Source organism: Heyndrickxia sp. FSL W8-0496 (assembly GCF_038007825.1).
GTDB lineage: Bacteria > Bacillota > Bacilli > Bacillales > Bacillaceae_C > Heyndrickxia > Heyndrickxia oleronia.
Genome location: NZ_JBBOXX010000001.1, coordinates 1052474 through 1075977, shown reverse-complemented (window position 1 = coordinate 1075977; position 23504 = coordinate 1052474). Strand labels below are relative to the sequence as shown.

General features: G+C 35.4%; 20 protein-coding genes. 4 read left to right on the top strand and 16 right to left on the bottom strand.

Annotation, left to right across the window (positions count from 1 at the left end; translation table 11 throughout):
• Positions 1-8: 8 nt before the first annotated feature.
• The 3 genes from NST63_RS05465 to NST63_RS05455 all read right to left on the bottom strand — a co-directional run bounded on the left by NST63_RS05465 (position 9) and on the right by NST63_RS05455 (position 3292).
• A complete protein-coding gene (locus NST63_RS05465) occupies positions 9-1358 on the bottom strand; it encodes a PTS sugar transporter subunit IIC (RefSeq protein WP_212944730.1) in 1350 nt (449 codons plus the stop codon).
• A 158-nt stretch (positions 1359-1516) separates the two neighbouring features.
• Positions 1517-1819 carry a PTS sugar transporter subunit IIB gene (locus tag NST63_RS05460; protein WP_071975123.1) on the bottom strand — a complete coding sequence of 101 codons (303 nt, stop codon included), beginning with the start codon at positions 1817-1819 and terminating at the stop codon, positions 1517-1519.
• A gap of 24 nt (positions 1820-1843) precedes the next feature.
• Entirely contained in the window at positions 1844-3292 is a 1449-nt protein-coding gene (locus tag NST63_RS05455; protein WP_341041516.1) for a glycoside hydrolase family 1 protein, read from the bottom strand.
• Between the two features lie 186 nt (positions 3293-3478).
• Between NST63_RS05455 and NST63_RS05450 the strand changes: the two genes are divergently transcribed.
• Positions 3479-4210: a MurR/RpiR family transcriptional regulator gene (locus tag NST63_RS05450; RefSeq protein WP_212944731.1), complete on the top strand. Its 732-nt coding sequence runs from the start codon at positions 3479-3481 to the stop codon at positions 4208-4210.
• A gap of 64 nt (positions 4211-4274) precedes the next feature.
• On the opposite strand, the gene NST63_RS05445 is transcribed toward NST63_RS05450, so the two are convergent.
• From NST63_RS05445 to NST63_RS05415, 7 genes are all read right to left on the bottom strand, one after another.
• Positions 4275-4922, bottom strand: coding sequence for an SGNH/GDSL hydrolase family protein (locus NST63_RS05445; protein ID WP_212944732.1), 648 nt, complete (start codon positions 4920-4922; stop codon positions 4275-4277).
• A gap of 123 nt (positions 4923-5045) precedes the next feature.
• Positions 5046-6020 carry a bile acid:sodium symporter family protein gene (locus NST63_RS05440; protein ID WP_373312659.1) on the bottom strand — a complete coding sequence of 325 codons (975 nt, stop codon included), beginning with the start codon at positions 6018-6020 and terminating at the stop codon, positions 5046-5048.
• A 192-nt stretch (positions 6021-6212) separates the two neighbouring features.
• On the bottom strand, positions 6213-7703 hold the full coding sequence (gene argH / locus NST63_RS05435; RefSeq protein WP_341041514.1) for an argininosuccinate lyase: 1491 nt from the start codon (positions 7701-7703) through the stop codon (positions 6213-6215).
• A 22-nt stretch (positions 7704-7725) separates the two neighbouring features.
• Entirely contained in the window at positions 7726-9411 is a 1686-nt protein-coding gene (locus NST63_RS05430) for an ABC transporter permease (protein ID WP_341041512.1), read from the bottom strand.
• On the bottom strand, positions 9411-10514 hold the full coding sequence (locus tag NST63_RS05425) for an ABC transporter ATP-binding protein (RefSeq protein WP_341041510.1): 1104 nt from the start codon (positions 10512-10514) through the stop codon (positions 9411-9413). Before NST63_RS05425 ends, NST63_RS05430 begins: the two co-directional genes overlap by 1 nt.
• 14 nt (positions 10515-10528) lie before the next feature.
• The gene (locus NST63_RS05420; protein WP_071975148.1) at positions 10529-11617 is read right to left on the bottom strand and encodes an extracellular solute-binding protein; all 1089 of its coding nucleotides are present in this window, start codon (positions 11615-11617) and stop codon (positions 10529-10531) included.
• Positions 11618-11630: 13 nt separating this feature from the next.
• A complete protein-coding gene (locus tag NST63_RS05415) occupies positions 11631-12842 on the bottom strand; it encodes an ROK family transcriptional regulator (RefSeq protein ID WP_236036534.1) in 1212 nt (403 codons plus the stop codon).
• Between the two features lie 320 nt (positions 12843-13162).
• Here NST63_RS05415 and NST63_RS05410 point away from each other — a divergent pair, with 320 nt between their 5' ends.
• Complete coding sequence (locus tag NST63_RS05410) at positions 13163-15676, top strand: PIG-L family deacetylase (RefSeq protein ID WP_341041506.1); 2514 nt, start codon at positions 13163-13165, stop codon at positions 15674-15676.
• A gap of 301 nt (positions 15677-15977) precedes the next feature.
• Here NST63_RS05410 and NST63_RS27765 read toward each other — a convergent pair whose 3' ends face one another.
• Together NST63_RS27765 and NST63_RS05405 are read right to left on the bottom strand one after the other, a co-directional pair.
• Positions 15978-16064: a hypothetical protein gene (locus tag NST63_RS27765; protein WP_373312662.1), complete on the bottom strand. Its 87-nt coding sequence runs from the start codon at positions 16062-16064 to the stop codon at positions 15978-15980.
• 124 nt (positions 16065-16188) lie between these two features.
• A complete protein-coding gene (locus NST63_RS05405) occupies positions 16189-16902 on the bottom strand; it encodes a GntR family transcriptional regulator (protein WP_071975150.1) in 714 nt (237 codons plus the stop codon).
• Positions 16903-17069: 167 nt separating this feature from the next.
• Here NST63_RS05405 and NST63_RS05400 point away from each other — a divergent pair, with 167 nt between their 5' ends.
• Positions 17070-17666, top strand: a complete 597-nt coding sequence (locus NST63_RS05400; protein ID WP_180212048.1) for a DUF624 domain-containing protein — start codon at positions 17070-17072, stop codon at positions 17664-17666.
• 10 nt (positions 17667-17676) lie between these two features.
• Here the strand turns inward: NST63_RS05400 and NST63_RS05395 are convergent, their stop codons facing one another.
• The 4 genes from NST63_RS05395 to NST63_RS05380 all read right to left on the bottom strand — a co-directional run bounded on the left by NST63_RS05395 (position 17677) and on the right by NST63_RS05380 (position 22010).
• A complete protein-coding gene (locus tag NST63_RS05395) occupies positions 17677-18555 on the bottom strand; it encodes a carbohydrate ABC transporter permease (protein ID WP_139254813.1) in 879 nt (292 codons plus the stop codon).
• A 1-nt stretch (position 18556) separates the two neighbouring features.
• On the bottom strand, positions 18557-19441 hold the full coding sequence (locus tag NST63_RS05390; RefSeq protein ID WP_071975152.1) for a carbohydrate ABC transporter permease: 885 nt from the start codon (positions 19439-19441) through the stop codon (positions 18557-18559).
• Between the two features lie 145 nt (positions 19442-19586).
• Positions 19587-20891, bottom strand: a complete 1305-nt coding sequence (locus tag NST63_RS05385; RefSeq protein WP_341041503.1) for an ABC transporter substrate-binding protein — start codon at positions 20889-20891, stop codon at positions 19587-19589.
• 183 nt (positions 20892-21074) lie between these two features.
• The gene (locus tag NST63_RS05380; protein ID WP_341041502.1) at positions 21075-22010 is read right to left on the bottom strand and encodes a glycoside hydrolase family 113; all 936 of its coding nucleotides are present in this window, start codon (positions 22008-22010) and stop codon (positions 21075-21077) included.
• Positions 22011-22148: 138 nt separating this feature from the next.
• On the opposite strand from NST63_RS05380, the gene NST63_RS05375 reads away from it, so the two are divergent.
• Positions 22149-23498, top strand: a complete 1350-nt coding sequence (locus tag NST63_RS05375) for an MATE family efflux transporter (RefSeq protein WP_071975155.1) — start codon at positions 22149-22151, stop codon at positions 23496-23498.
• The last annotated feature ends 6 nt before the right edge of the window (positions 23499-23504 follow it).

Below are 23504 nucleotides of genomic sequence, written 5' to 3'. Positions count from 1 at the left end.
CTCATTCCCTACGCTAATTTTTCTGAATTGGATTGTTCATTACTGCTATTGCTCTTCTCCAATGCTCGATTTGCTGCAATAACAAACGGTAGATATACAAGGGTGGATACGGCTAAACATATGATACCAACAAGTAATGCCACATAGTTTCCACCAGTACCAAGGAAAGCAATGAGTGGCCCTGGTGTTGTCCATGGTACGGCATAAGCAATTGGTGGAATTAACCCTGTTACCATTGCAAGATAACCAATGATAATATTAACAGCAGGTACAAGGATAAAAGGAATAATTAAAATAGGATTTAATACGACAGGCAATCCGAAAATAACCGGTTCATTGATGTTAAAAAGTCCTGGACCAATGGATAATTTACCAATATCTCGATAATCCTTTCTCCTAGAGGCAATAAAAATTGCAATTAATAAACCTAATGTCATTCCTGAACCACCATAATTAGCAAAGGCATCATTTAATGCCCAAGTAACTGGATATGGTGCTCCCCAAGCGGTTCCATGTTCAGCAACAAAATTCAGGTTTTCCAGATTGGCCTCAGCAAACATACCTTCCCGGATGGCGGCAATTGTATTAGGACCATGAATCCCAAATACCCATAATAAATTAGAGACAATCGCCAATATAACGAGTGATACAATATTAGTTCCTAGATGTTTTAAAGGTGTTTGAAGTACTTCATAAATAAATTGATGTATTCCTTTGGGGTAAAAAGCATTGATGATACCGTTTCCAATTGCAAAAAGAACAACAATAATAATGATTGGAAACAATACTTTAAACGAACGGGAAACAGCTGGTGGTACTGATGGATGCATATTAAATTGGAGCTTCTTATATTTTGTTAATCTACTAAAAAGTTCACCGACAATTAATCCAACAATGAGAGCAACAAATAAACCTTGTGCACCAACCCATTGTGTTGTTAAAAAGCTTCCTCCATCCACCACTTTATATGGAGGATAGATAATAAAAAATGCAGATAATCCTGTTAATCCACATAATAATTCATCTGCTTTCATAGAAATAGCCAAGTTTCTTGCTACAAGAAAGACGATAAACATAGAAAGAATATTTACCGAACCATTAATGACTGGCGAAAACACCGATTGCAAATCGGCTAAATTTGGAAATAATTTATGCAAAAATAAAATTTTTGCAATAAACCCATCTGGTGCCAATATGGCGAAATTTAATAAGAGTACAAGCGAACCTGCCAATGTAATTGGAAAAGACAAAATAAACGCATCTCGTATGGCGATGACATGCCGTTGCGAATTAAGCTTAGAAGCAATTGGCACTAAAGCTTTTTCCGCCACCCTTTCAAACGTAGTCATAAACCCCATGAATACTCCCCCCGCAATATTAAATTAGGCTTTTTTCTTAAACTTTGTTGTTGCTATTTAGGTAATGTTTTAACGTAAAGATAGCTTAAAGATCGACAATTCCTTCATTCCACAGCCTTAAATTAATCTTTAAATGCCCCTTTGTTCGAGTTCATGCATTATGCCATTAGGCTTAATGCTTTTTCCAATACTGCCATTCCATTCATTGTTCCATAATCCCTCATATCAATGACTTCCACCGGAACTCTGCCATCAATAATTTTATCAACCTGTGGTTTTTGATATCGCACTTGTGGCCCAAGTAAAACAATATCTACCTCACTTGCGACACTTTCACATTCAGAAACTGGCAAGGCAAATATTTCAATTTCTATTCCTTTTTCCTTTGCCGCATCATTCATTTTATTTACTAATAGACTAGTAGACATTCCTGCCGCGCAAACCAAAAGAAGCTTTTTCAATACAAATCCCCCTTGATTTAGTCATCATGACTTAAAAATAGTCTGACCATTACTCGCAATGACTTCTTTATACCAATAAAAACTTTTCTTCTTTATTCGACGGCTGTCTTTTTCTCCATGTTCGTCACGATTAACATAGACAAAACCATATCTTTTTTGATAACCATTTAACCAACTGAGTAAATCAGTGAAAGACCAAGTACAATAACCTATTAAATCAACACCATCCTGTATTGCTAGCCCACAAGCCTCCACATGTGAACGGAGAAATTCAATTCGATAATCATCATGTATTTGATCATTTTCTTCCAGTTTATCAAACTCACCTAAACCATTTTCGGTAATAAGTATTGGTAGTTGATAACGACTAGTTAACCGGCGTAGACCAATTCTTAAGCCTACTGGATCTATTTCCCAATCCCAATTTGTTGCCTCTAAATAAGGGTTCTTCCTTGTTTTATATTGGCCGGGAATACCATGATCCTTCGTCGTTCCTTTTTTTCCGGTCGTATTCATCGATCCCTTGCCAATCCCCCCGATCAAAGGATTCCTTTCAACTGTACCTGTTCGATAATAGTTCATACCAAGGAAATCTGGACGCCCAAATTTAAGTAACTCAAAATCTCCGTCCTCAATTGTTGGTGTGAGGCCTTCCCTTTCCAAGTAGTTCCATACAGTTTGAGGATAATGCCCCCAACAATAGATATCTAACCACCAATGGCTAGTCATTTCTTCAGCCGCTTCAAAGGCAAGTATGTCTTCTGGATGACTGCTAAAAGGATAACTTGGTGTGTATGCAAAACTAGGGCCAATTTTACCATTTGGAACAAATTTTCTAAATGATTGAATGGCTTTAGCATTTGCTAAATTAGCAATATGATTTGCTTCATACATTCGTTTAGGGTCTTGAACACTTGGAGGATGGGTACCAAGATCATACCCCATTTGGATGAAAATATTTTGCTCATTTAACGTGACCCAATACTTCACACGATCCCCATAGTGTTTAAAAAGGGTTATACAGTAATTATTAAAATCATCAATTATTTCACGTGACTCCCACCCGCCATATAAATCCATAAGGGCCTGCGGTAAATCCCAATGGTACACTGTAATAATAGGCTCAATATCATACTTTATTAATTCATTAATTAAGTTGTCATAAAACCGTAAACCCTCTTCATTAATTTTCCCTCTACCTTCAGGATAGATACGGCTCCATGCAATAGAGAAACGATAGGCCTTCAATCCCATTTCATTCATTAAAGCAACATCTTCTTTATAACGATGATAATGGTCTACAGCAACATCACCATTTGTTCCTTGAAATGTTTTCCCCGGAATTTTTGTAAAGGTATCCCATACCGAAGGACCCTTTCCATCTTCATTCCACGCCCCTTCGATTTGATAAGCAGCTGAAGCTGATCCCCATAAAAAATTTTGGGGAAAGTTGATTGTTTTTTGATGACTCATTTAATCCCTCCTCTTATCCTGCATTGTACACGTTTTCATTTTTAATAAAAGACGAATTTAAAATTTAGGATTTAATTTCGTTTAATGGCATTTGTTCCATTTTTGAAACAATCTGTTTTTTATTTATTTTTTCATGTTATGATAGTAGGAAAAAAGGACTGAATTTTTAGTATAAGGGGACTTATTATGTTCACGAATGAAATGATTACTTCCTTTAATGAATTAGAAATTTCTTTATATAACTACATCATTAAAAATAGTGAAAAGGTCATCTATATGCGAATTAGAGAGCTAGCTGATCAAACTCATGTTTCAACCTCTACGATTCTACGATTTTGCCGAAAAATAAATTGTGATGGCTTTTCCGAGTTTAAAGTAAAGCTGAAGCTCTACTTAGATAGAAAAGAGCAAAACAATTTAAAATCTACCAAGTATTTTCTATCAGAATTTGTGGAAAGAACGTTGAAAGGTAATTTTGAAGCTTTCATTCAGGATACTGCAGAACTAGTGGCTAAGTCAGGAAAAGTAATCTTTTTCGGAACCGGAAGCTCTGGAATATTAGCTGAATATGGGGCTAGGTACTTTTCTAGTTTAGGTAAATTCGCTTCCTTTATTAAGGACCCTTTTTACCCAATAAATAGTAAAGACCTTAAAGACAGTACAGCAATTATTTTATCAGTTTCAGGAGAAACCGATTATACCTTAAAACTAGCAAATTTATTAAAAAGTGAAGGCAGCAAGATTGTCAGTATAACAAATAGCAAAAATTGTACGCTAGCAAAAATATCAGATATAAATATTGCCTACTATGTGACAGAAGTATATTTAGGTGAGGCAAACATTACTACGCAAATCCCTGTCATCTATATTCTTGAGGAGACCGCACATACAATTAAAAGAATTTATGAAACAGATTAAAACGGTGCCTGGCACCGTTTGTGGATAATAGTTATTCGTACTATAAACACTTTCTTATTAAACGTTACATGATTAATTTTCCTTCATTTTTTTCAAGCATTTGTTCTACTGCATTGAGCCAAGTATTTGCCATTAATGTATTCCCTATAGAGGTCATATGAACCCCATCTGTTGTAAGTTTATATTCCTTGTTAGATCCTAAATATTGAAGGAATGCCTGATGTGTCAGTACAATTTTAGCATCAAACTTATCTGCGATTAGATGGACAATTTCAACATATTTTTTTAACATGCGATTTCCTATCGACTGTGTATCTTCATCAATAATGGTAGGTTCCATCAGGATGATTTGTGCCTTTGTTTCCCGCTTCACTTGACTTAACAATTGATCATAATAATTTTCAAATTTCTCTGGATCAATTTGTTCCATTTCAGGGCGATCAAGTTGTCTCCATACATCATTGATTCCGATTGAAATAGATAAATAGTCCGGCTTTAGATTAATAACATCTCTGTCCCATCTTTCTGCTAAATCACTTATACGATTCCCACTGATCCCTCTATTAATTATCTGGTAATTGATATTTTCATAGTTAGTGATAAAATAATCCCGTATCATTCTTACATAACCAAAGCCTAAACCTTCACTGTCCTCATTTCTAGCACCATCTGTAATACTATCACCGATGAATAAAATTTTTTTCGTAATCAATGCTAATCCCCCATATCGAATATAAAATTATAAAGTTACTCTATTATGATTCGATTTCTAAAGGGGCATTCCTGCCTACATACATTAAATTATTTTAATTAGACTAATTAAACACCCTCTCTATTAAGCGATTGACCTTTTCTCATATTTTGTTTGTTTTGAAAGCTTATCTAAAACACTACCAAATAACGAAGCAAGGACTTGCTGAAACAGCATTCCTATAATAACAGGTGTCGCAACACTCGCTGGAAAATAGGTGACCGCAATAACTGCTCCTGCACTAATATTCCGCATTCCTCCAAGAAATGTAATGGCAACAGTCGTTTCTCGATCTCTCTTCAATATTCTGCTAATCAATATGGAAAATAAATACCCTGTAAATGCGATAAAAAACACAACAATACCGATCCAAATCAGTTTTAGATTAATATGTTTTAAATGTGGTGCAATAACTGCTCCATTAAGCATTACAACTAGACCTAGAGCTAGTTTGGAAAAAGGTGCTAATTTGGCTCCTATAATCTCCTGTACCTTCCCTTTTGTCATTTGGTTCAATATCATCCCTAAAATCGAAGGAACTACTACCATCCACAATAGACCATTCATTATGCTAATGATATCCATCTCCACCTTTTGACCGACAAATAAAGACAAGGTGAAAGGAACAATAAATGGTGATAATAATGTATCAATTAAAATAATAGAAAGCGTAACGGCCATATTTCCTTTATAAATAGACACCCAGATGACACTTGTGATTCCTGTTGGAATAATCATTCCTAGTACAAGACCTGTAATTGTATGTGCATCCCCACGAAAAGATAAATGGCCAATTCCAAATGCCCATAACGGCATAAAAATATGTAAAATAACCATAACTATAATCATTGAAAAAGGGTGGAAAATTGCTTGTTTAAGTGATTGAAAATTCGAACTGAGACTGCCTGAAAAGGTCATGAATGCAAATATCCAAGGAATCAGAAAAGAAAAATCTTTTATATATGTGGTTAATAACACACCAAGAATCACACTTGTTGGTGTAATCAGAGGCATTGCTTTTTGCAATTGTGTATTCAGCGTTTGTAGCAACGAAAACATCTCCTAGATAATCAACTTCTCATTATTCTACAGAAAAATAACCGATATATAATGATTTTATTGAATAGATGATTGTTTTTCGCCCTTTATGGGGAAACACAGTAATAAGAATAACAACAATCTTTAAGAAATGGAAAGACATAAATAAGCACCCTTTCATTTTTTTAGAAAAAAAGAAAGAGGTGCTTTCCTTTATAATTGATAGGTAACTAGATGCTCTTTATTTTTATTTAATTTTGCTTTTATTTGCTGAGCATTCCACTTGCTATGTGCTAACTGCTCTTCCCGTTGAAGAATCATTCTTTTAACTTCTTGAGGATTCGGTCCTCCCTGAATGTTTCTGATACGAACAAAATATTCAGGTGAAATGATCTTCTTCCATTGCTTAGATGTTAAGGTGGCATCAACAAAATGATTAATCATATGATTTATATCTTGAATTTCCCAATCCTTCAGTTCTTTCTTTGCTTGTATCGTTTGAGTAGATAGATAGCTGGCAATTTTATGAGATTTTCTAAAGGAAATATTGTATTCACGTGCTAATGTGTCTGCTAATTCGGTAATTGTAATGCAGGACCTTTCTGTCATTTTTTTCAAATGATCCTTATTTACTCTTAACGTCGTAATGACTGCATACATTAGTTTTAGCACTCGATTAGCGTTATTAAAGGCACGATATAGATGGGGTTGGAGATCATCCTCTGTATCAACAATATCACCAAAAGGAGTGTTATGAATCATATTGATTGCAGCTAATGCCTCTCCATATGCGCTGCTTGCAATAGAGCGTGAATGTTCAATTGATACTGGATTCCGTTTTTGAGGCATGATGCTACTAACCTGCACATACGGATCAGCTACAAGAAAAGAACCGAATTCTCGCGTTACATGCTGTAAAAAATCTTGAATCCATCTCCCAGTGTTTACCATCAAAGTGATAAGGGCGGTGGACGTTTCTAATAAGTAATCTGCACTTGCAATCGAATCATAGGAATTCTCAATCACTTGATCGAACCCGAGCAGCTCACAGGTCCGCTCACGGCTAATGGGAAATCCCGTTGTCGTTAACGCAGCTGCACCTAATGGAGATTGATTCACTGCTTGATACGCGGATTCTAATCGCTTTATATCTCTTTGTAGCACATCATAGATTGCCAACAAATAATGACCTAAGGTCGTCGGCTGAGCAGGTTGTGTATGTGTATATCCTGTCATATAAGTTTCTAAATGCTGATCAGCTTGAAACAATAATACCTCACTTAGTCGATAGGCATTTTCAATCGTCGTTACCAGATGTTCCCTAAGAACTAAACGATACATCGCCACCCCCATATCATTTCTGCTTCTGCCAATATGGATTTTACCTGCTAATTCAGGTCCAATCTCTTCGCCAATTTTGGCCTCCATCATGAAAAATAAATCTTCATATTCTGGTTGGTAGGTTAAAGATTGATAGTCAGTTTTTGCGATCTTATTTATTCCCGCTAACATCTTTCGCGCTTCGGTTATCGGGATAATTTTCTGTTCAGAAAGCATAATCACATGTGCCCGATGAATATCGAACATTACATCAAATAAATAATCCCTTTGATCATTGAAAACGGGTTTTAATAATTCCTCCACATACGTTTTCCCCGGAAACTGTGATCCTTCTGATTCGATAAAATCATTGATTGATTTCATGTTATCTCTCCTATATGCAGGTTTACAAAGATTGCTCGGCCTTCACTCCAAAAAATTTATTCGAAATAAATAGTACGATAGCGATTAAAGCAATTTGGAACATTCCATAAGCAGCTGCCTGCCCCATATTAAACATTCTTAGCTGGTTCATAATCTCAATCGAAATCGGTCGATTTGCTAGTGTGTACAATAATACCGAGGTTGGGAATTCACCGACCGATTCAATAAAGGCAAGCAATGTACCAGATAGTACACCTGGCATAATAATCGGTAATATGACCCTTCTAAACGTATAAAACCATTTTGCACCTAAATTTCTAGAAGCTTCCTCCAAGGAATCATCCAATTGCTCTAATACAGCATTTGTTGATCGAACAACTAATGGGATGTGGCGAACAAAATAAGCTAATGGCAATATCGCGAATGTCCCCACAAGAATATGTCCAAATGAAAATATATTCGGTTCGTTAAAGGCAAAGATTAAATTCATGCCGATAACTGTTGCAGGCAATGCCCAAGGAATCATTACTAATATATCAACAAAGCTTTTGCCAATAAATTTCCTTTTTACTAATAAATATGAAGTAAACACACCAAACACAAAATTTCCGGCAGTAGCAATGATGGCAAGCAACAAGCTATTTTTAATTGGCTTCCATATATTAGGATCATCTAATAATAGACGATAATTTTCGATATTAAATACGGTTGGATAGGTCTGCCATGTCCATGTTCCATTCGGTACTAATGAGAGTAATAGAATGGTAAGGTGGGGTAATAATAAAATTAATACACCGATCACTCCACAAACGACCATCACCCACTTAAGAAATGGATTTTTTACTTCACTACGATGTGCACCAATCCCTTTTGTTGCCATGCGGTAATCTTTGCGATTCTGATACCATCGCATGAATAGTAAGAAGCTTATCGATACAATGGAGAGAATGACAGATTGAGTAGCTGCAATTTCCATATCTCCATTTATTTTAGAAAAATATATTTGTAAGCTAAGTACGCGGTATCCACCAGCTAATAGGAAGGGGGCACTAAACGAAGCCATTGAAATCATAAATACTAATAATGATGCAGCAACAATCGCTGGTGTTAACAATGGAAATGTCACTTTCCAAAATACTTTAAACTTACTTGCTCCTAAATTATAAGCAGCTTCTTCTAAACTCGGATCAATTTTATTAATGGCAGATGAAACAGTCATATAAAAATACACATACATAGTATAGGCGTGAACAATTAAGATTCCGGATACCCCACCAATACTAAAAGGTACCTTTTCTAATCCAAATAAATCCTTTATTGCATTAGGAATTAGACCCGTTTCTCCATATAAAAACATAAAGGCCATTACACCAACTAAAGATGGCAGTACAATTGGCATAATCGCAGCTGATGCAAAAAAGCCGCGACCCGGAAATTGATAACGATTAAAAATAAATGCAAGCGGGATGCCGATCAATGCACTGGCAATCACACTTAAAACTGAAATATAAACAGAATTCCAAAGCGCTTCTAGGTTGGTTTTCGATTCTTGTACAAAAAAGTCCGAGTAATTCGCAAGTGTATATATGCCATCCTTTTGCAAGCTTTCGATTAATGTCTTTATGGAAGGATATAAAACATAAGCAATGAGTATGAGAAGAATTGGGATTAATAGATAAATAGTCAACCGATGATTCCTATTTTTCATCATAATCGATCACCGCTTATCTTAGGAATTAAGCGAATCCGATCAGCCGGCAACTCCAGCCAAACCATCGATTCTTTCTTTAATACAGATAAATCAGCTGGATTTAACAAGTTTACCTTTAATGTTATATCCTTTACCTTTACTAGAATCTCAACAGCGGAACCAAAAAACTGTAAACTCTCTATCTTCCCTTCTAACACATTTTCTCCTTCCATTGCTTGGGTTGATAGTTTAATGGACTCAGGACGAATGGAAAGAATCAGCTTTTCATCCATGGAAAATTCTACATCATTAAATGGTATACGCTTGACAGATAAGCTTTGATTACCTTGAAAAATCCGAACCTCAATTTTTTCTTCCTTGATTTTATCCATTTCAAACGGAATAAAGTTTATTTCCCCAATAAATTGCGCAACAAAATCATTTGCAGGTTCATTATAAATTTCAAATGGTGTCCCTATTTGGTGACATACCCCATGATTAAATACAGCTATTCGATCACTCATTGACAATGCTTCTGCCTGATCATGAGTGACGTAGATTGTCGTTATATGATAATCGCGCTGTAAGCGTAAAATTTCTGTACGCATTTCATCACGTAATTTCGCATCCAAATTGCTTAAAGGTTCATCTAATAAAAGGATTTCGGGTTCAATCACCAATGCACGAGCCAATGCCACTCGTTGTTGCTGTCCCCCACTTAATTGGCTCACTTGACGGTTACTGAATGTATCTAGGCGAACTTTTTCTAAGACATCATGAACGCGATTTTTTATCTCAGTAGAAGGGATTTTTCGGACTTTTAACCCGAAAGCAACATTTTCAAACACCGTCATATGAGGGAATAGGGCATAGTTTTGAAAAACCATGCCCGTATTTCTTTTTTCAGGAGGAACACGTGTCATATCCTTTTCTCCAAAGCGAACAATTCCTTTTGTTGGGTAATAAAATCCTGCAATCATTCGGAGGGTTGTTGTTTTTCCACAGCCGCTCGGTCCTAGGAAAGTGAAGAACTCCCCTTCCCTAATCTGTAAATTAAGCTGATCTACGGCAATTACCTTTCCGAAAGTCTTTTGTACATTTTCAAGGTTAATGGAAGCCATTCCTCGTTCACTTCCTATTCTTTAATCTGTTTATCACCATTTTTTATATTTTCATCCCAATATTTCATCCACACATCCGATTGGCTTTCAAATACATCCCAATCGATATCCATTTCTTTAATTTCTGTATTTTTAATCCAATCTGGTAAATCCGTTACATCATTTCTCGTTGGAATTCGATAATGCTGTTCAGCTAAAATCTTTGCTGCTTCAGGTGTATTAACAAATTCATAAAATGCTTCAGCTGCCTTCGGATGTGGCGCCCCCTTCACAATTGCAATTCCTTCAGTTAACACAGGAGTACCACTCGCAGGAATAATAAAATCAAACGGATAATTCTTCTGTTCTTTTAACATTGCAACATCTGGCATTCCCCATACAGAAAGTAGCCCTTCACCTTTGGCAACCTTGTTATACATCATCTCCGGATTCGCTGAATATTCTTTCGTATTTGCATCTAATTTCTTTAACCATTCATAACCAGTATTAGGATCCCCTGAATCTTTAAAGTCACGATAAATCATTGCTGAAAAAATCGTTCTCATAGTTCCAGAAGCTAGAGGATAACGAATGATAATTTTATCCTTCCATTTCGGATCAAGAAGTTCATCCCAGTCCTTTGGTACCTCTTCTTTTTTTAGAAGCTTAGTATTATACATAATCACTTCGGGCGTTTGACTCGTTCCTGTCCAGTACCAATCAGGCTCATGGAACCCTTCATCAAGAGTAGCAGAATAGGTTGGTTCATAAGGATCTAACAAGTCCTCTCCTTTTGCTTGTTCAAAATTAGTGGATGGAGCCCCCCACCAAACGTCTGCTTGTGGATTGTTTTTCTCTGAACGAATGCGGTCAAGCACTTCCTGAGAACCCATATCTAGCCATTCAACATCAATGCCGTATTTTTCTTCAAACATCTTCTCAAATTGACCAAGAATGTCCTTTCCATGTGGAGAATAAATAACCACTTTATCCTCTAACTTGTTATCAGACTCCTTCGAGGTTTCTTTCGAATCCTTTTCTCCGGAAGAACTACACGCTGATAAAATCATCGTAGCGGACAAAGTCAATACCCCAAGCAAGGACACCATTTTCCTTTTCTTCATCTTTCTCCCCCCATTATGAATGTCTTATTATGCTTTCATGTTCCCGTAGGAATAATGAAACAGCTCCCAAAACCCCCGCATTATCGCCTAATTGTGATGGATAAATATCAACTGAACTAGGAAGGTATTGATCCACAAGTTTACGCACATGAAATAATATCTCCTCAGCTGATTGGGAAACACCACCTCCTAAAATAATTACCTCTGGATTTAACAGGCAAGCAGCATTAACAATGCCAAACCCTAAATGTTCTATTGCTTCATCAATCACTTGCCGTGCAAGTAGATCTCCTGATTTTGCTAGAAAAAAGGCATCCTTTGCCGATAGCTCTGTTTCAGTTGCTTTTTTAAATAATGGATGTTCTCTATTCTTTTGGAGTTTCATCGTTAACTGTTTACCAATAGACTTTCCGCCTGCAACACTTTCCAAATATCCATAACGTTGAAACAATGGATGGAAATTTTGCCTCATATCATTTTTGTTGGTGACCATATACCCCATTTCACCTGCTGCATTTGTAGTGCCTCTGTATAGTTGATTATCAATAATGATTCCACAACCAATACCTGTTCCTACGGATATGAAAAGAACATTCCTTTTATTCTTGGCTCTTCCTAACCATTGTTCGCCAAGTACAGCTACATTCACATCATTATCTATATGAATAGGAAAGGAGAAATACTTCTTTGCCTCACTAATAAATGGGTAGTTCATCCAATTTAAGCTAGGAGCATCCACAATTAAGCCGTTCACTGTATCTGTTATTCCCGGGACTCCAACCCCCATCCCCAATATTGCTTCTTGTTTAATCCCTGCATGTTTGACCAAGTGATTTAATTTATCACGAATCTGAATCATTAAGCCTTGTTCTAAATATTGATTGGTTGGGAAATTACATTGAGAGACTATTGTTCCAGATAAATCACTGATTACCATTTTTACTTTTGTCCCACCAATATCTATTCCTGCTACATATGCTGCTTGTTCATCGAAATATAATTGAATCGGTCGCCTTCCTCCCTGTGAGGATGCTTCACCATTCCCTTTTTCAACCACCCAATGCTCTTGGATAAGTTCATCGACCAAAATAGAAACAGTCGGTTTACTTATAGAAAGCTTGGCAGAAATTTCTGCCCTTGATATAGGTGCATGTTCCTGTATACATTGAAGCACCCTCTTTTTATTAATTGATTTCATCTGCATCGGCGTTCCTTTAATATCCATTCCATCACTGCCCTAATTATTTTGGTTAGTTAAGTTTACTAATTAATGTAGAATATTATGACCTATTAAAATAAAACCTTTTTATAAAACTATGGTTGTACCCCCTTTAAGGATAAATAGAATATGTTAACAGGATGTATTTTATTCTGACTTTTCCAAAAATAATAGGTATTTACATTACTTCAACTCCATGCTATTTATTATTTAAGCACCGTTTTCTATGTTGGTTAGGAAAATAAACTAACCTACTAATTTCCTAGGTCGAAGGGAGGAATATTAGAGTCATACTAAAAAACACAAATAAGAAAGGGGTTACACGATTGAAAAAGCTCTTATATGCTTTTCTTGCCATTCTTTTAGTTGCAGCATTCCTTCCGTTTAAAGGTCGTGCAAACGATGAAAACAATAAGGTGGATCTTGATTTATGGAATGCGGTAAAACCTCTTGAAACTACTGTGACCTTCTTAAATACTGGGGCACATCCTGATGATGAACGCAGTGATTTTTTAGCTTATTTATCAAGAGGTTTAGGTGTAAAAACCTCAAGCCTCATTGCCAATCGTGGTGAAGGTGGGCAAAATGAAATTGGAAATGAGCTTGGAAACGCCTTAGGAATTATTCGGTCGCGTGAAATGATCGAAGCGGCAAAAATTACTGGAGTAAAAGCCTATCATTTAAGTGAAACAACCTCTGATGCAATATATGACTTTGGTTTCTCTAAATCTCCTGAAGAAACCTTAAAAAATTGGGGAGAAGATGTGACCTATGAACGACTGATTCGATTTATCCGCACATACCAGCCTGATATTGTCATGCCTTCTTTTAGAAATGTTGATAGCCAACATGGGCACCACCGAACGATGGAAATATTAAGTGAAAGAGCATTTAAAGACGCTGCCGATCCAAAGGTGTTTCCAGATCAACTAAAAGAGGGTTTATCCACGTGGCAGATTAAGAAATTTTATTTACCGTCCGGTTCAGATGATCCTGTCACCACAACTATTGAAATTGGAGATTATGACCCAATCTATGGAATGACTTATCCACAGCTTGGAGAACAATCACGCTATATGCACAAAAGCCAGGGTATGGGATCCGATATTCCAGCAGAACCAAGACAAGTAAAATTAGAACTCCTCTTTTCAACTAAAGATGCCAATGATAGTAGCTCCTTATTTGCTGGTATTCCATATAACTTTGCAGAATGGGCACAAATACTTCCACCAACTGAAAATGATCTTAAAGTCCAATTAGCAAAGCTCCAACAAAACTTAAATTCAATTACCGAATCCTATCCAAGTCGTGCGTCTGTTTTTGATAAAACACAAAAAACACTAAAAGATGTCCGGCAACTACAAAAGAAAATAAAAAAGGCAAATTTGAAGGAAGATCTTCAACTAGATTTACTTCATAAACTTTCAATAAAAATCGATCAACTTGAAACCGTTAGTTTTATCTCTTCTAACCTAGAGGTTAAGGCAACTGCTGATTCAACAATATTAACAAAAGGACAAAAAGCGAAGGTTAATGTAAAGGTAAAAAACAACGGAGAAAACAAACTAAATCATCTTGATATCGCCTTAATTACTCCGAAAGGTTGGAAGACAACTTCAAGTAAAAAAGCCGATTCGCTCGCCCCTGGCAAAACATTGAACTTAGCTTTTGAGGTGAATGTTCCGAATAATGCTGAAGAATATCATGCATACAAAGAACCAGCAATTCAAGCATCGATTACATTTAAACAAAATGGAACCGAAACCACCTATGTTCAAGAATTAGAAGGAACGATTGCAGTACTACCGGATATTAGTGCCACTTTATCTCCTGAAAATATTATCGTTAACACAGCAGACATACAGGATGAAATTCCTGTTACTGTAAAGCTAAAAAATTACCATGAAGGGAAAGTAACTTCAACCGTTCGCCTAAGTATTCCTGTCGGATGGGATGTTCATCCACGTTCTGCTAATGTGAGCTTATCGAAAAAACTAGAAGAAAAAGAAATCACATTTAAGGTCTCACCACCTAAGGAGATTTTAAAAGGAGATTTTCAACTTTCCGCCAAAATTAGTTATGATGGCAAAACATTTGATTCTACTGTACAGGAAATAAACTATGATCATATCGGAACCTTTTATTATCAATATCCGGCTATGGTAAAGGGGGTTGCCTTTGAGCTATTAAAACCTTCAAAATTAAAAATTGGTTATATCGATAGTGGATTTGATAAAGTTGCTGATTATTTATTGAATGCTGGATTTGACATCACAAAACTAACAGAGGCTGATCTTGCAACAGGTGATTTAAATCAATACGATACAATAGTTACTGGCATTCGTGCCTATCTATCACGAGAGGATTTATTAAAGAATAATGCACGATTATTAAAATATGTAGAAGATGGTGGACATTTAGTTGTACAGTATCATAAACCTGGTGACCGTTGGGATCCACAAAAAACCGCTCCCTTTAAATTGAAAATAGGAGATCCTTCGATTCGTTGGAGGGTAACCGATGAAAATGCAAAAGTAACAATATTAAAGCCAGATTCACCTTTATTCAATTATCCGAATAAAATTAGCGATGATGATTGGAACCATTGGATTCAAGAGCGCGGTCTCTACTATCCAATGGAATGGGATGATCAATATGAAACCTATGTCAGTATGGCCGATCCAAATGAAGATCCATTTACTGGTGGCATATTAATGGCTAAGTATGGAAAGGGAACATATTTATATACGAATTTAGTCTTCTATCGCCAAATACAGGATCAAGTTCCTGGGGGCTACCGAATCTTTACTAATTTGATTAGTTATGATGGGGAAAAGTAATATTATAGAAGATACAGGAATCAGAGCCTAGGCTTCATCTATTACTAGACAAAAAGGGAGGTTGCAAACCTCCCTTCACTATTGAGATATGATGTAATAGTTAGCACAATAAAAGAGTTGTAAGAATACGGAAAGAAATAACTACTTTACCCCCTTATCGTTTGAACGTACGAAACTATGGTTAGTTTTTCTCAATGGATTTTCGAAAAAGAGTAGATTTCTTCTTTTTTACTTTGGTTTTTCTACATTATGTAAATTAATCAAATGAAGCTGCCTTTATCCATAGTTTGGAGTTTCTTTTTTACCGATGAGCAACAATCACATCACAAGAACCAACAATGTTAAATGGACCAAATCCAACAGGGATAATCAAATGAGTACCTTTCATAAGCAAATAACTTCATTATTAAATTAAAGCTTAGCCTCCCCACTAATAACACTTAGTAGTATTTTAAATATGTTAACAAAACAGGGATTGGTATCTAAATACCAATCCCTGTAAATTTATTTCTTTATCTATTAACAGTTACCGAAGAAAATACGAATTTGTCATAACGATGTCTTGAAAATGAATATTCAAATGGAACACCTGTTTGTAAGAAGGCAATTTGCTCCACTTCTAAAATTGGATCATCAACCTTACAATCTAAATACTCTTGATCTAATTCATTCGATTTCGCCGCCCTTACCTTTCGATGGGCGCCACCAATTTTTAATTCTAAGGTCCGGTTTATATGATTATATATGGACGACTGTAAAACTTGTTCATTGATTCCAGGTATTAATTGAGAAGGCATATAAGTCTCTTCAATAACATACGGCTCATCATTTACATTTCGTAAACGAATAATATGATAGACAGGAGCATCTTTATCAATCATAAGATTAGCTGCTACTTCCTCTGATGGAAACTGTATTTCAAAAAGAATGACTTTACTTGTTACTGTTTTATCCTGAACAAGATTGGAAAGACCTATATTTATTTCACTAATCACATTTACTTTGCTTTCTTGCATTGCTGATTGAATAATAAACGTCCCATGCCCACGTTTTCTTAAAAGCAACCCTTCCATCACTAATATATCCAATGCCTTTTTCATCGTTACACGACTACAACCAAATTCCTTTGAAAGACTATATTCATCTGGAATTGGCTGATCAGTTGGATAATATCCATTTTTAATTCTTTCTTTCATTTCATTTGATATTGTCTGATATTTAACCATGAATTAAACCACCCTGCCAATATTTAATGCTATTTTCCCTTATATCAATTATATACATTTCAAAACAAAAGTGTCTATTTATATTTTACACCAATAAAGTTTTCTCTTGAAAAACTAGTCTTTTATATGTATATATATAATTATAGAATAATATTAGGGTGAGCATTTTGAAGAATAAGATAATACTTTTTATTAATCGTTTTTCGCAATACGCTATCTCAGGATTTTACTTTTGGATATTTCTTATACGCGGAGGGATTATTTACGGCTTTGTTCCGGCAGCAGTAGGTCTTATTAAATGTATCCATGAAATACAGCATAATGATGAACAGTCACTAAAAACCATTTATGCTGAATCTTATAAACAAAATAAACATCATAAAGGGCTGTCCTTTACCTTATTCATCTTATTAGGATTGTCCATTATGAGTCTATGTATCCCCTTATTTTCAAAGGATCCCATCATTGGATTTTTTCAATTACCTTTAATTATTTTTACTTGTATTTTGTGGACAATTTCAATCTATTATGTTTATTTCTTGTCCGAAGCAAACAAAAAGAAAGGTGATATGAAATGGATCGCAGCTTTATCCTTTGTTACTTGCATAAAGCATCCACTGAAAAGCTTGATCATTTTAATCACCATGCTTGTTTTATGTTTCTTAATCAAAATAAATTTAGTGATTTTTATTTTCTTTGTACCACCAATTTTTATCCTTTCAACAAACAAAATTGTAACTATTCCTAGCGTTCTCAAACACTAGGAATAGTTTTTTATTTTACCGATCCCGAAACTCCATTATAAATATACTTTTGTAGAACAAGAAAAACAATTAAAATTGGTAAGATAACAATCATGACACCTGCTAGAATAACTGGCCAGTTTGTTCCATAAGGACCTTTAAAGGCAAATAATGCCGTAGATATAACCTTCAAGGAAGGATCAGGCATATATAAGAAAGGATTGTAGAAGTCATTATAAATTCCTACCCCGCTAATAATTAGAACAGTGATCATCGGCGCCTTTAATAGTGGCAAAATGATTTTTCTATAAATTTGGAAATAAGAGGCTCCTTCCAATATAGCAGCTTCATCTAATGATACTGGAATCCCTTCCAAATATTGAAGAAATATATACACAGCAATGACATCTGTTCCTAAATTTAAGACGATGACCGACCATATACTATTAAATAAGCCTAACCCGTTGATAATTTGGAAGGTAGCAACCTGGGTTGTAATAGCTGGAATCAACGTGGCTATAAGAAATAGTGCCATAATCCCTTTCTTTAATTTAAAATCAAAACGGTTTAATACATAAGCAATCATTGTTCCTAATAAAAGTTTCCCCACAATAGAAACAATAAAAATAAATAAAGTATTTCTAAATCCCGTAAGCATCTGTCCATCAACAAAGGCTGTTATATAGTTTTCTAGTGAAAAACTTTTCGGTAATTCAAGTACTCCCGTTTTAAGGAATTCCTCCTTCGACTTAAATGAACCGATTACTACAACGAGGACAGGTATGATTGCAATTGCTGCTCCGATTAGAAGACTACCATACTTTACAAGCCAACCGAGGTATTTTTTTATATATCCCACTGAAGGGTTTGTATCTGTTTGTTTACTAATGACGGTATGCTGCGGTTCCATATTAGGCCCTCTCCCTTTCTCTCGTCAAAAATCTTTGTATTCCGGTTACTACTAAAACTATAATTAATAGGATGACAGCCATCGCGGAAGCTAATCCTAGCTTGTGATATTTAAAAGCAGTATCAACTGTTTGAATAACAAATGTTTTCGTACCATTTGACCCACCCGTCATTATATAAGGAATATCGAAAACGCTAAGTGAACCACTCACACCTAAAATAATATTTAAAAAGACAATTTGCTTAATGCTTGGGAGAATAATATAGCGAAATTGCTGCCAGCGATTGGCACCATCAATTTCTGCAGCTTCATAGATTTCAGGACTAATTGATTGAATCGCCCCTAGGAAAATAATAAAATTAAATCCCATATACCTCCAAATAGAGGTAAACGCCATTGATATATTATTAATAGAGCGATCCCCTAGCCATAAATGGATTTGATCTTCTAATCCTAAAAAGGTTAGTACTGTATCTAATGTACCTCCACCCTTGTAGAAGTATAAAAATATAAATCCGATTGCTACTCCATTTAATAAGTATGGAAAAAACAAAATACCTTTCCATAGGTTAGCTAGTCGAACCTTAAAGGTTAGCAAAGTGGCAAAATATAGAGCTACTCCTAATTGAATGAAAGTTGCGAAAAAATAATACAGACTTACTTTAAATACAGAAAAATATTCAGGAGTTGTAAAGACCTTTAGATAATTTTTCATCCCTTCATATGTTTTTTCAGGACTAATCCCATTCCAATCGGTAAAACTATATTGAAGCATTTTAATTAATGGGACATATGAAAATAATAATAATAAGCCAACAGGTAAGGAAGAAAATAGAATAATTATCAATCTTCTTTGTGCTTTATAACTTAAATTTAATTTATTCATGTCTCCTACTCCTCTTATTTATAGACTGCAAATGATTATGAAACACTCTATCTAATAAGAGTAACCGAAAGACCAATAAGGGATGATCCTTATATATGGCCCTCCGGCTAGATAGAGATTAGATTTTAACTGGAGAGGGACTTTTTTATTCAGTCACTTCTTTTACTGCATTTCCCCATTTTTTATTTAAATCCTTCATAATATCAGCAAAGGATTCTTTTGTATTTCCTTTTGCAGCATCAACAATTCGTTGTTTTGTTGCATCGGTCGTATCTACACCTATTTCTGATGCATTATTAATATCACTAAATAAAGATTCTTTTCCTTCTGTTGCTTGTTTGGCTTCAATAAATTGCACACCAGCATCTTTCATCGCTTGAAGCGCTTTCGGATAATCTCTTCCTTTTACAGCTGAAATGGCGCCGGTTTCTTCTGCATATTTGGATTCATTAATAAACCAATCTAGGAATTCTCGAGCAGCCTTTTTATGTTTACTGTGTACATTAATGGCTATATTGTAGTCTGGTCCAATAGACATATATTGTTTCCCATCTTCGGCTGTCATAGGAAAGGCAACAAATTGGATATCATCCGGATTTTCCGCTAATGCTTGTACTTGCTCAATGGCCCAGCTTCCTAATGGCATGACAGCAATTTTTCCATCTGCCATATCTTGCTTCGACTGTTCCCAATCCGTTGTAGAAGGATCTGCTTCAGTTAATCCTTTTTTTACTGAATCATATAAAACTTTATAAATAGTATTCATAACTTTCCCATCTTCAAATGGAGCTTTATCTAATGTCATTTTGTTTGTGTAGTCTGGATCACCTGATGCACCTATACGGACAAAGTCCCAGTTAGCCATGGTCCACCCGGCTGCATAGTTTGTATAAAGAGGAATGATATCTGCGTTGTTATCTTTAATTTTTGTTAGTGCCTCAATAAATTCATCAGGTGTTTTAGGAAACTCTTCAATACCTGCATCTTTAAATACTTTCATATTCACCAAAAGCCCACTTGTATTGATTGCAATTGGTAAACCATATGTAGTCCCTTCAAATGATTTATTAGCGATTCCCATATATTTTTCTTCTAATTCATCCTGCTTCCCAATAGGTTCAACAAAATTTTCGAAGTCTTGAGGCTGTACAGTATCCGGTAACATAAAAACATCACCATAATCTTCAGAATTCATTCGAATCTGCATCTGCCCAGCATAATCAGTTATCGTTTCTACCTTCACTTTAATATCAGGGTGTTTTTTATTGAATTCTTCGATGTACTCATCCCATTTTCCATTACCCGTCCAGTCCGTTTTATGATTGATAAAGGTAATCGTTTCTTTTCCACTCTTATCCCCGTCCGTATTTGCCTCTTCTTTCCCACACGCACTTAAAATTAGAGCAAGTGCGCTAGCAACTACTGACATTCGAAATAGTCTCTTTTTCACCTTTTTCTTTCCCCCTTAGTTTGATAGAAATAAATAAAAATAGATTAACAGCAAACGCTTACAATGGTATTTTAACACTTTGTTTTTTTTTGTATATACTTTTATTTATTAAGTTAATACTTTATTTTAAATTTCATCTATGTTTTATAATCACTTTTTATTTATGAATTTACACTACTTAAATTAGGCAATATCACGATAAAATTGGTTAATAATCGTCTCTGCTGGCTTCCCATATACCGCATAATCTTGATTTTCCTCGGCCATTTCAATTGGATATAGCTGTGCGTTCCAATCCCACATTGCAAATCCTCTAACCCAATCTCTTTTACTAGTAGCTCTGAACATCTCTTCATACCAACGTTTTTGAACATCAACATTCACTTTCCCACGTAGAGTCCAATCATTCGGAAGAAACTCTCCCCCTTCCCAACTAGGGCAGCCTGCTTCACAAAAGAAAAATGGCTTGTCATGCTTTAATACAACTCTCTCAATTCGATCCAATTGTTCTTCCCATGCATCAATTGGATAGTATCCGCTCGAAGAAATGACATCTACAGCATCCCACCATTTTAATACATCCTCTTGATATTTATCACAATTGTATGTAATTAGACCACTGTATTGCTTTCTTACTCTACTTATTAAATGCCGCCACTCTTGTTCTCTTCGATCCGCATTAACCATTTCACAGCCAATGACAAACATATCACATTTCAACTTTTCAGCAATTTTAGCATAATGAAGAATGAACTCATTATATGCTTCAAACCACTCGGACCATTTGGGTTCACAGGGAACATCTGTATCAAAGAAATTAATATGTGCTCTCCATGTTCCATCCGAAACATTGACCATTGGCTTTAATATAACCTTAAGATCTAATGACCTCGCATATTCTATCATACTTATTATCTCATGATCACTGACCACATTCGGATGATTCCTCCAATGAATGCTAATGGATTGTGGATGATCTTGTTCAGCTACAACAGTTAGGACAACATGATCAATCGCACAACGTTCTTTTAGTATCCGGAGTGATTCCTTCGCCTCATCTGTTTCCCATTCCCCTCTTTTACTCATATAACCGAAGCTAAAACCTTTTATAAAATCCAAATTAATCACCTCATCTTCTAAACTTATAACACTTAACATTAATTAGCATTTGTATATACTTTTGTTGGAAAGTATTATATATTTATAAATATTCTTAGTAAAGTGATTTTTTAATCTTTTTAGAAAGAAAGTGAGAAATTGATTGAAAGTAAAAAAGAATATTATCAAAAAATGCTATATTTTGCTGTCCCAATCACCATTCAACTCTTAATTACATCTAGCTTAAATATGATAGATTCGATTATGGTTGGGAGATTGGGAGTTGATAGTATTGCAGCTGTGGGGGTAGCCAATAAATTTTCGCAAATCCCTACTGTTCTATTTCAAGGATTCGCAAGTGGTGCAACCATTTTTTGTGCACAATACTGGGGAACTCAAAACAAAATTGGAATTAGTCGCTCAATCATATTCGTAAGCATAATGACAGCTGTTTTCTCATTGCTATTTTCACTGACCACGCAATTTTTCTCGTATCCAATCTTAGGTATTTTTTCTTCTGATCTATCTGTCAGGCAAATAGGTAGCAGTTTTTTAAGTATTATTGGATATAGCTACATATTTACAGCACTTTCTATGATATTTGTCGTGGCATTAAAAACGACCGGTGAAGTTCGCCGACCAACGCTTATTAGTATATTCGCACTCCTATTAAATACTGCTTTGAACTATCTATTGATCTATGGGAATATGGGTATGCCAAAAATGGGAGTAGAAGGAGCAGCCATTGGGACACTTATTTCGCGTATCGTTCAGACAGGATTGCTCTTTTACCTTTTAGTACAGAAAAAATTTCTCTCCTGGAAAATTTTCAGGGAAAATATCGATGTGTTTCGCAGTTCCTTTAGTAGAAGTTATTTTAAAATCACCTTGCCATCAATTATTAATCATGCGACCTGGACTATCGGAGACACGATGTATTTTTGGCTATATGCAAAAATGGGAACCGCACAAACTGCAGCAATTTCATTAATTGATCCGATAATCTTTATCTTCACCTGTGTTTTCACAGGAATTAGTGATGCATCTGCTGTTATGGTGGGCAACGAAATTGGTGCGCGCCGTAAGGAAAAGGCTGTTCAATATGCTAAGGATTTCATCAAAATTACCATTGTATTATCAATCTTGATTGGAGTTTTGATTCTGATAGCTTTACCTTCTATCCTCTCTCTTTACGAGGTGTCTAAAGAGGTTGAAACACTTGTTCATAGCTTAATGATTGTTTATATTACTATCTCCATTGCGAAAAACTTAAACTATATAAATAATGTAGGTATTTTACGAGCAGGTGGAGATACCAAATATGTGATGTGGCTGGATACGATAGCTGTATGGGGGTGGGGATTACCTTTAGCAGCATTAAGTGTGTATTTTCAATATCCATTATTTATTGTTTACTTATTAGCTAATTCACATGAAGTGATTCGAGCGATTTTAGGAATTAAACGCACATTAACAAAGAAATGGATGAGAGTGGTAGTCGATACTTAATAGGAG

Excerpts from the sequence above, each read along its gene's own strand:
- NST63_RS05465 (WP_212944730.1), bottom strand. The coding sequence starts at position 1,358 with ATGGGGTTTATGACTACGTTTGAAAGGGTGGCGGAAAAAGCTTTAGTG.
- NST63_RS05455 (WP_341041516.1), bottom strand. The coding sequence starts at position 3,292 with ATGAGTCATCAAAAAACAATCAACTTTCCCCAAAATTTTTTATGGGGA.
- NST63_RS05450 (WP_212944731.1), top strand. The coding sequence starts at position 3,479 with ATGTTCACGAATGAAATGATTACTTCCTTTAATGAATTAGAAATTTCT.
- NST63_RS05440 (WP_373312659.1), bottom strand. The coding sequence starts at position 6,020 with ATGTTTTCGTTGCTACAAACGCTGAATACACAATTGCAAAAAGCAATG.
- argH (WP_341041514.1), bottom strand. The coding sequence starts at position 7,703 with ATGAAATCAATCAATGATTTTATCGAATCAGAAGGATCACAGTTTCCG.
- NST63_RS05430 (WP_341041512.1), bottom strand. The coding sequence starts at position 9,411 with ATGAAAAATAGGAATCATCGGTTGACTATTTATCTATTAATCCCAATT.
- NST63_RS05425 (WP_341041510.1), bottom strand. The coding sequence starts at position 10,514 with ATGGCTTCCATTAACCTTGAAAATGTACAAAAGACTTTCGGAAAGGTA.
- NST63_RS05420 (WP_071975148.1), bottom strand. The coding sequence starts at position 11,617 with ATGAAGAAAAGGAAAATGGTGTCCTTGCTTGGGGTATTGACTTTGTCC.
- NST63_RS05415 (WP_236036534.1), bottom strand. The coding sequence starts at position 12,842 with ATGGATATTAAAGGAACGCCGATGCAGATGAAATCAATTAATAAAAAG.
- NST63_RS27765 (WP_373312662.1), bottom strand. The coding sequence starts at position 16,064 with ATGAAAGGTACTCATTTGATTATCCCTGTTGGATTTGGTCCATTTAAC.
- NST63_RS05405 (WP_071975150.1), bottom strand. The coding sequence starts at position 16,902 with ATGGTTAAATATCAGACAATATCAAATGAAATGAAAGAAAGAATTAAA.
- NST63_RS05395 (WP_139254813.1), bottom strand. The coding sequence starts at position 18,555 with ATGGAACCGCAGCATACCGTCATTAGTAAACAAACAGATACAAACCCT.
- NST63_RS05390 (WP_071975152.1), bottom strand. The coding sequence starts at position 19,441 with ATGAATAAATTAAATTTAAGTTATAAAGCACAAAGAAGATTGATAATT.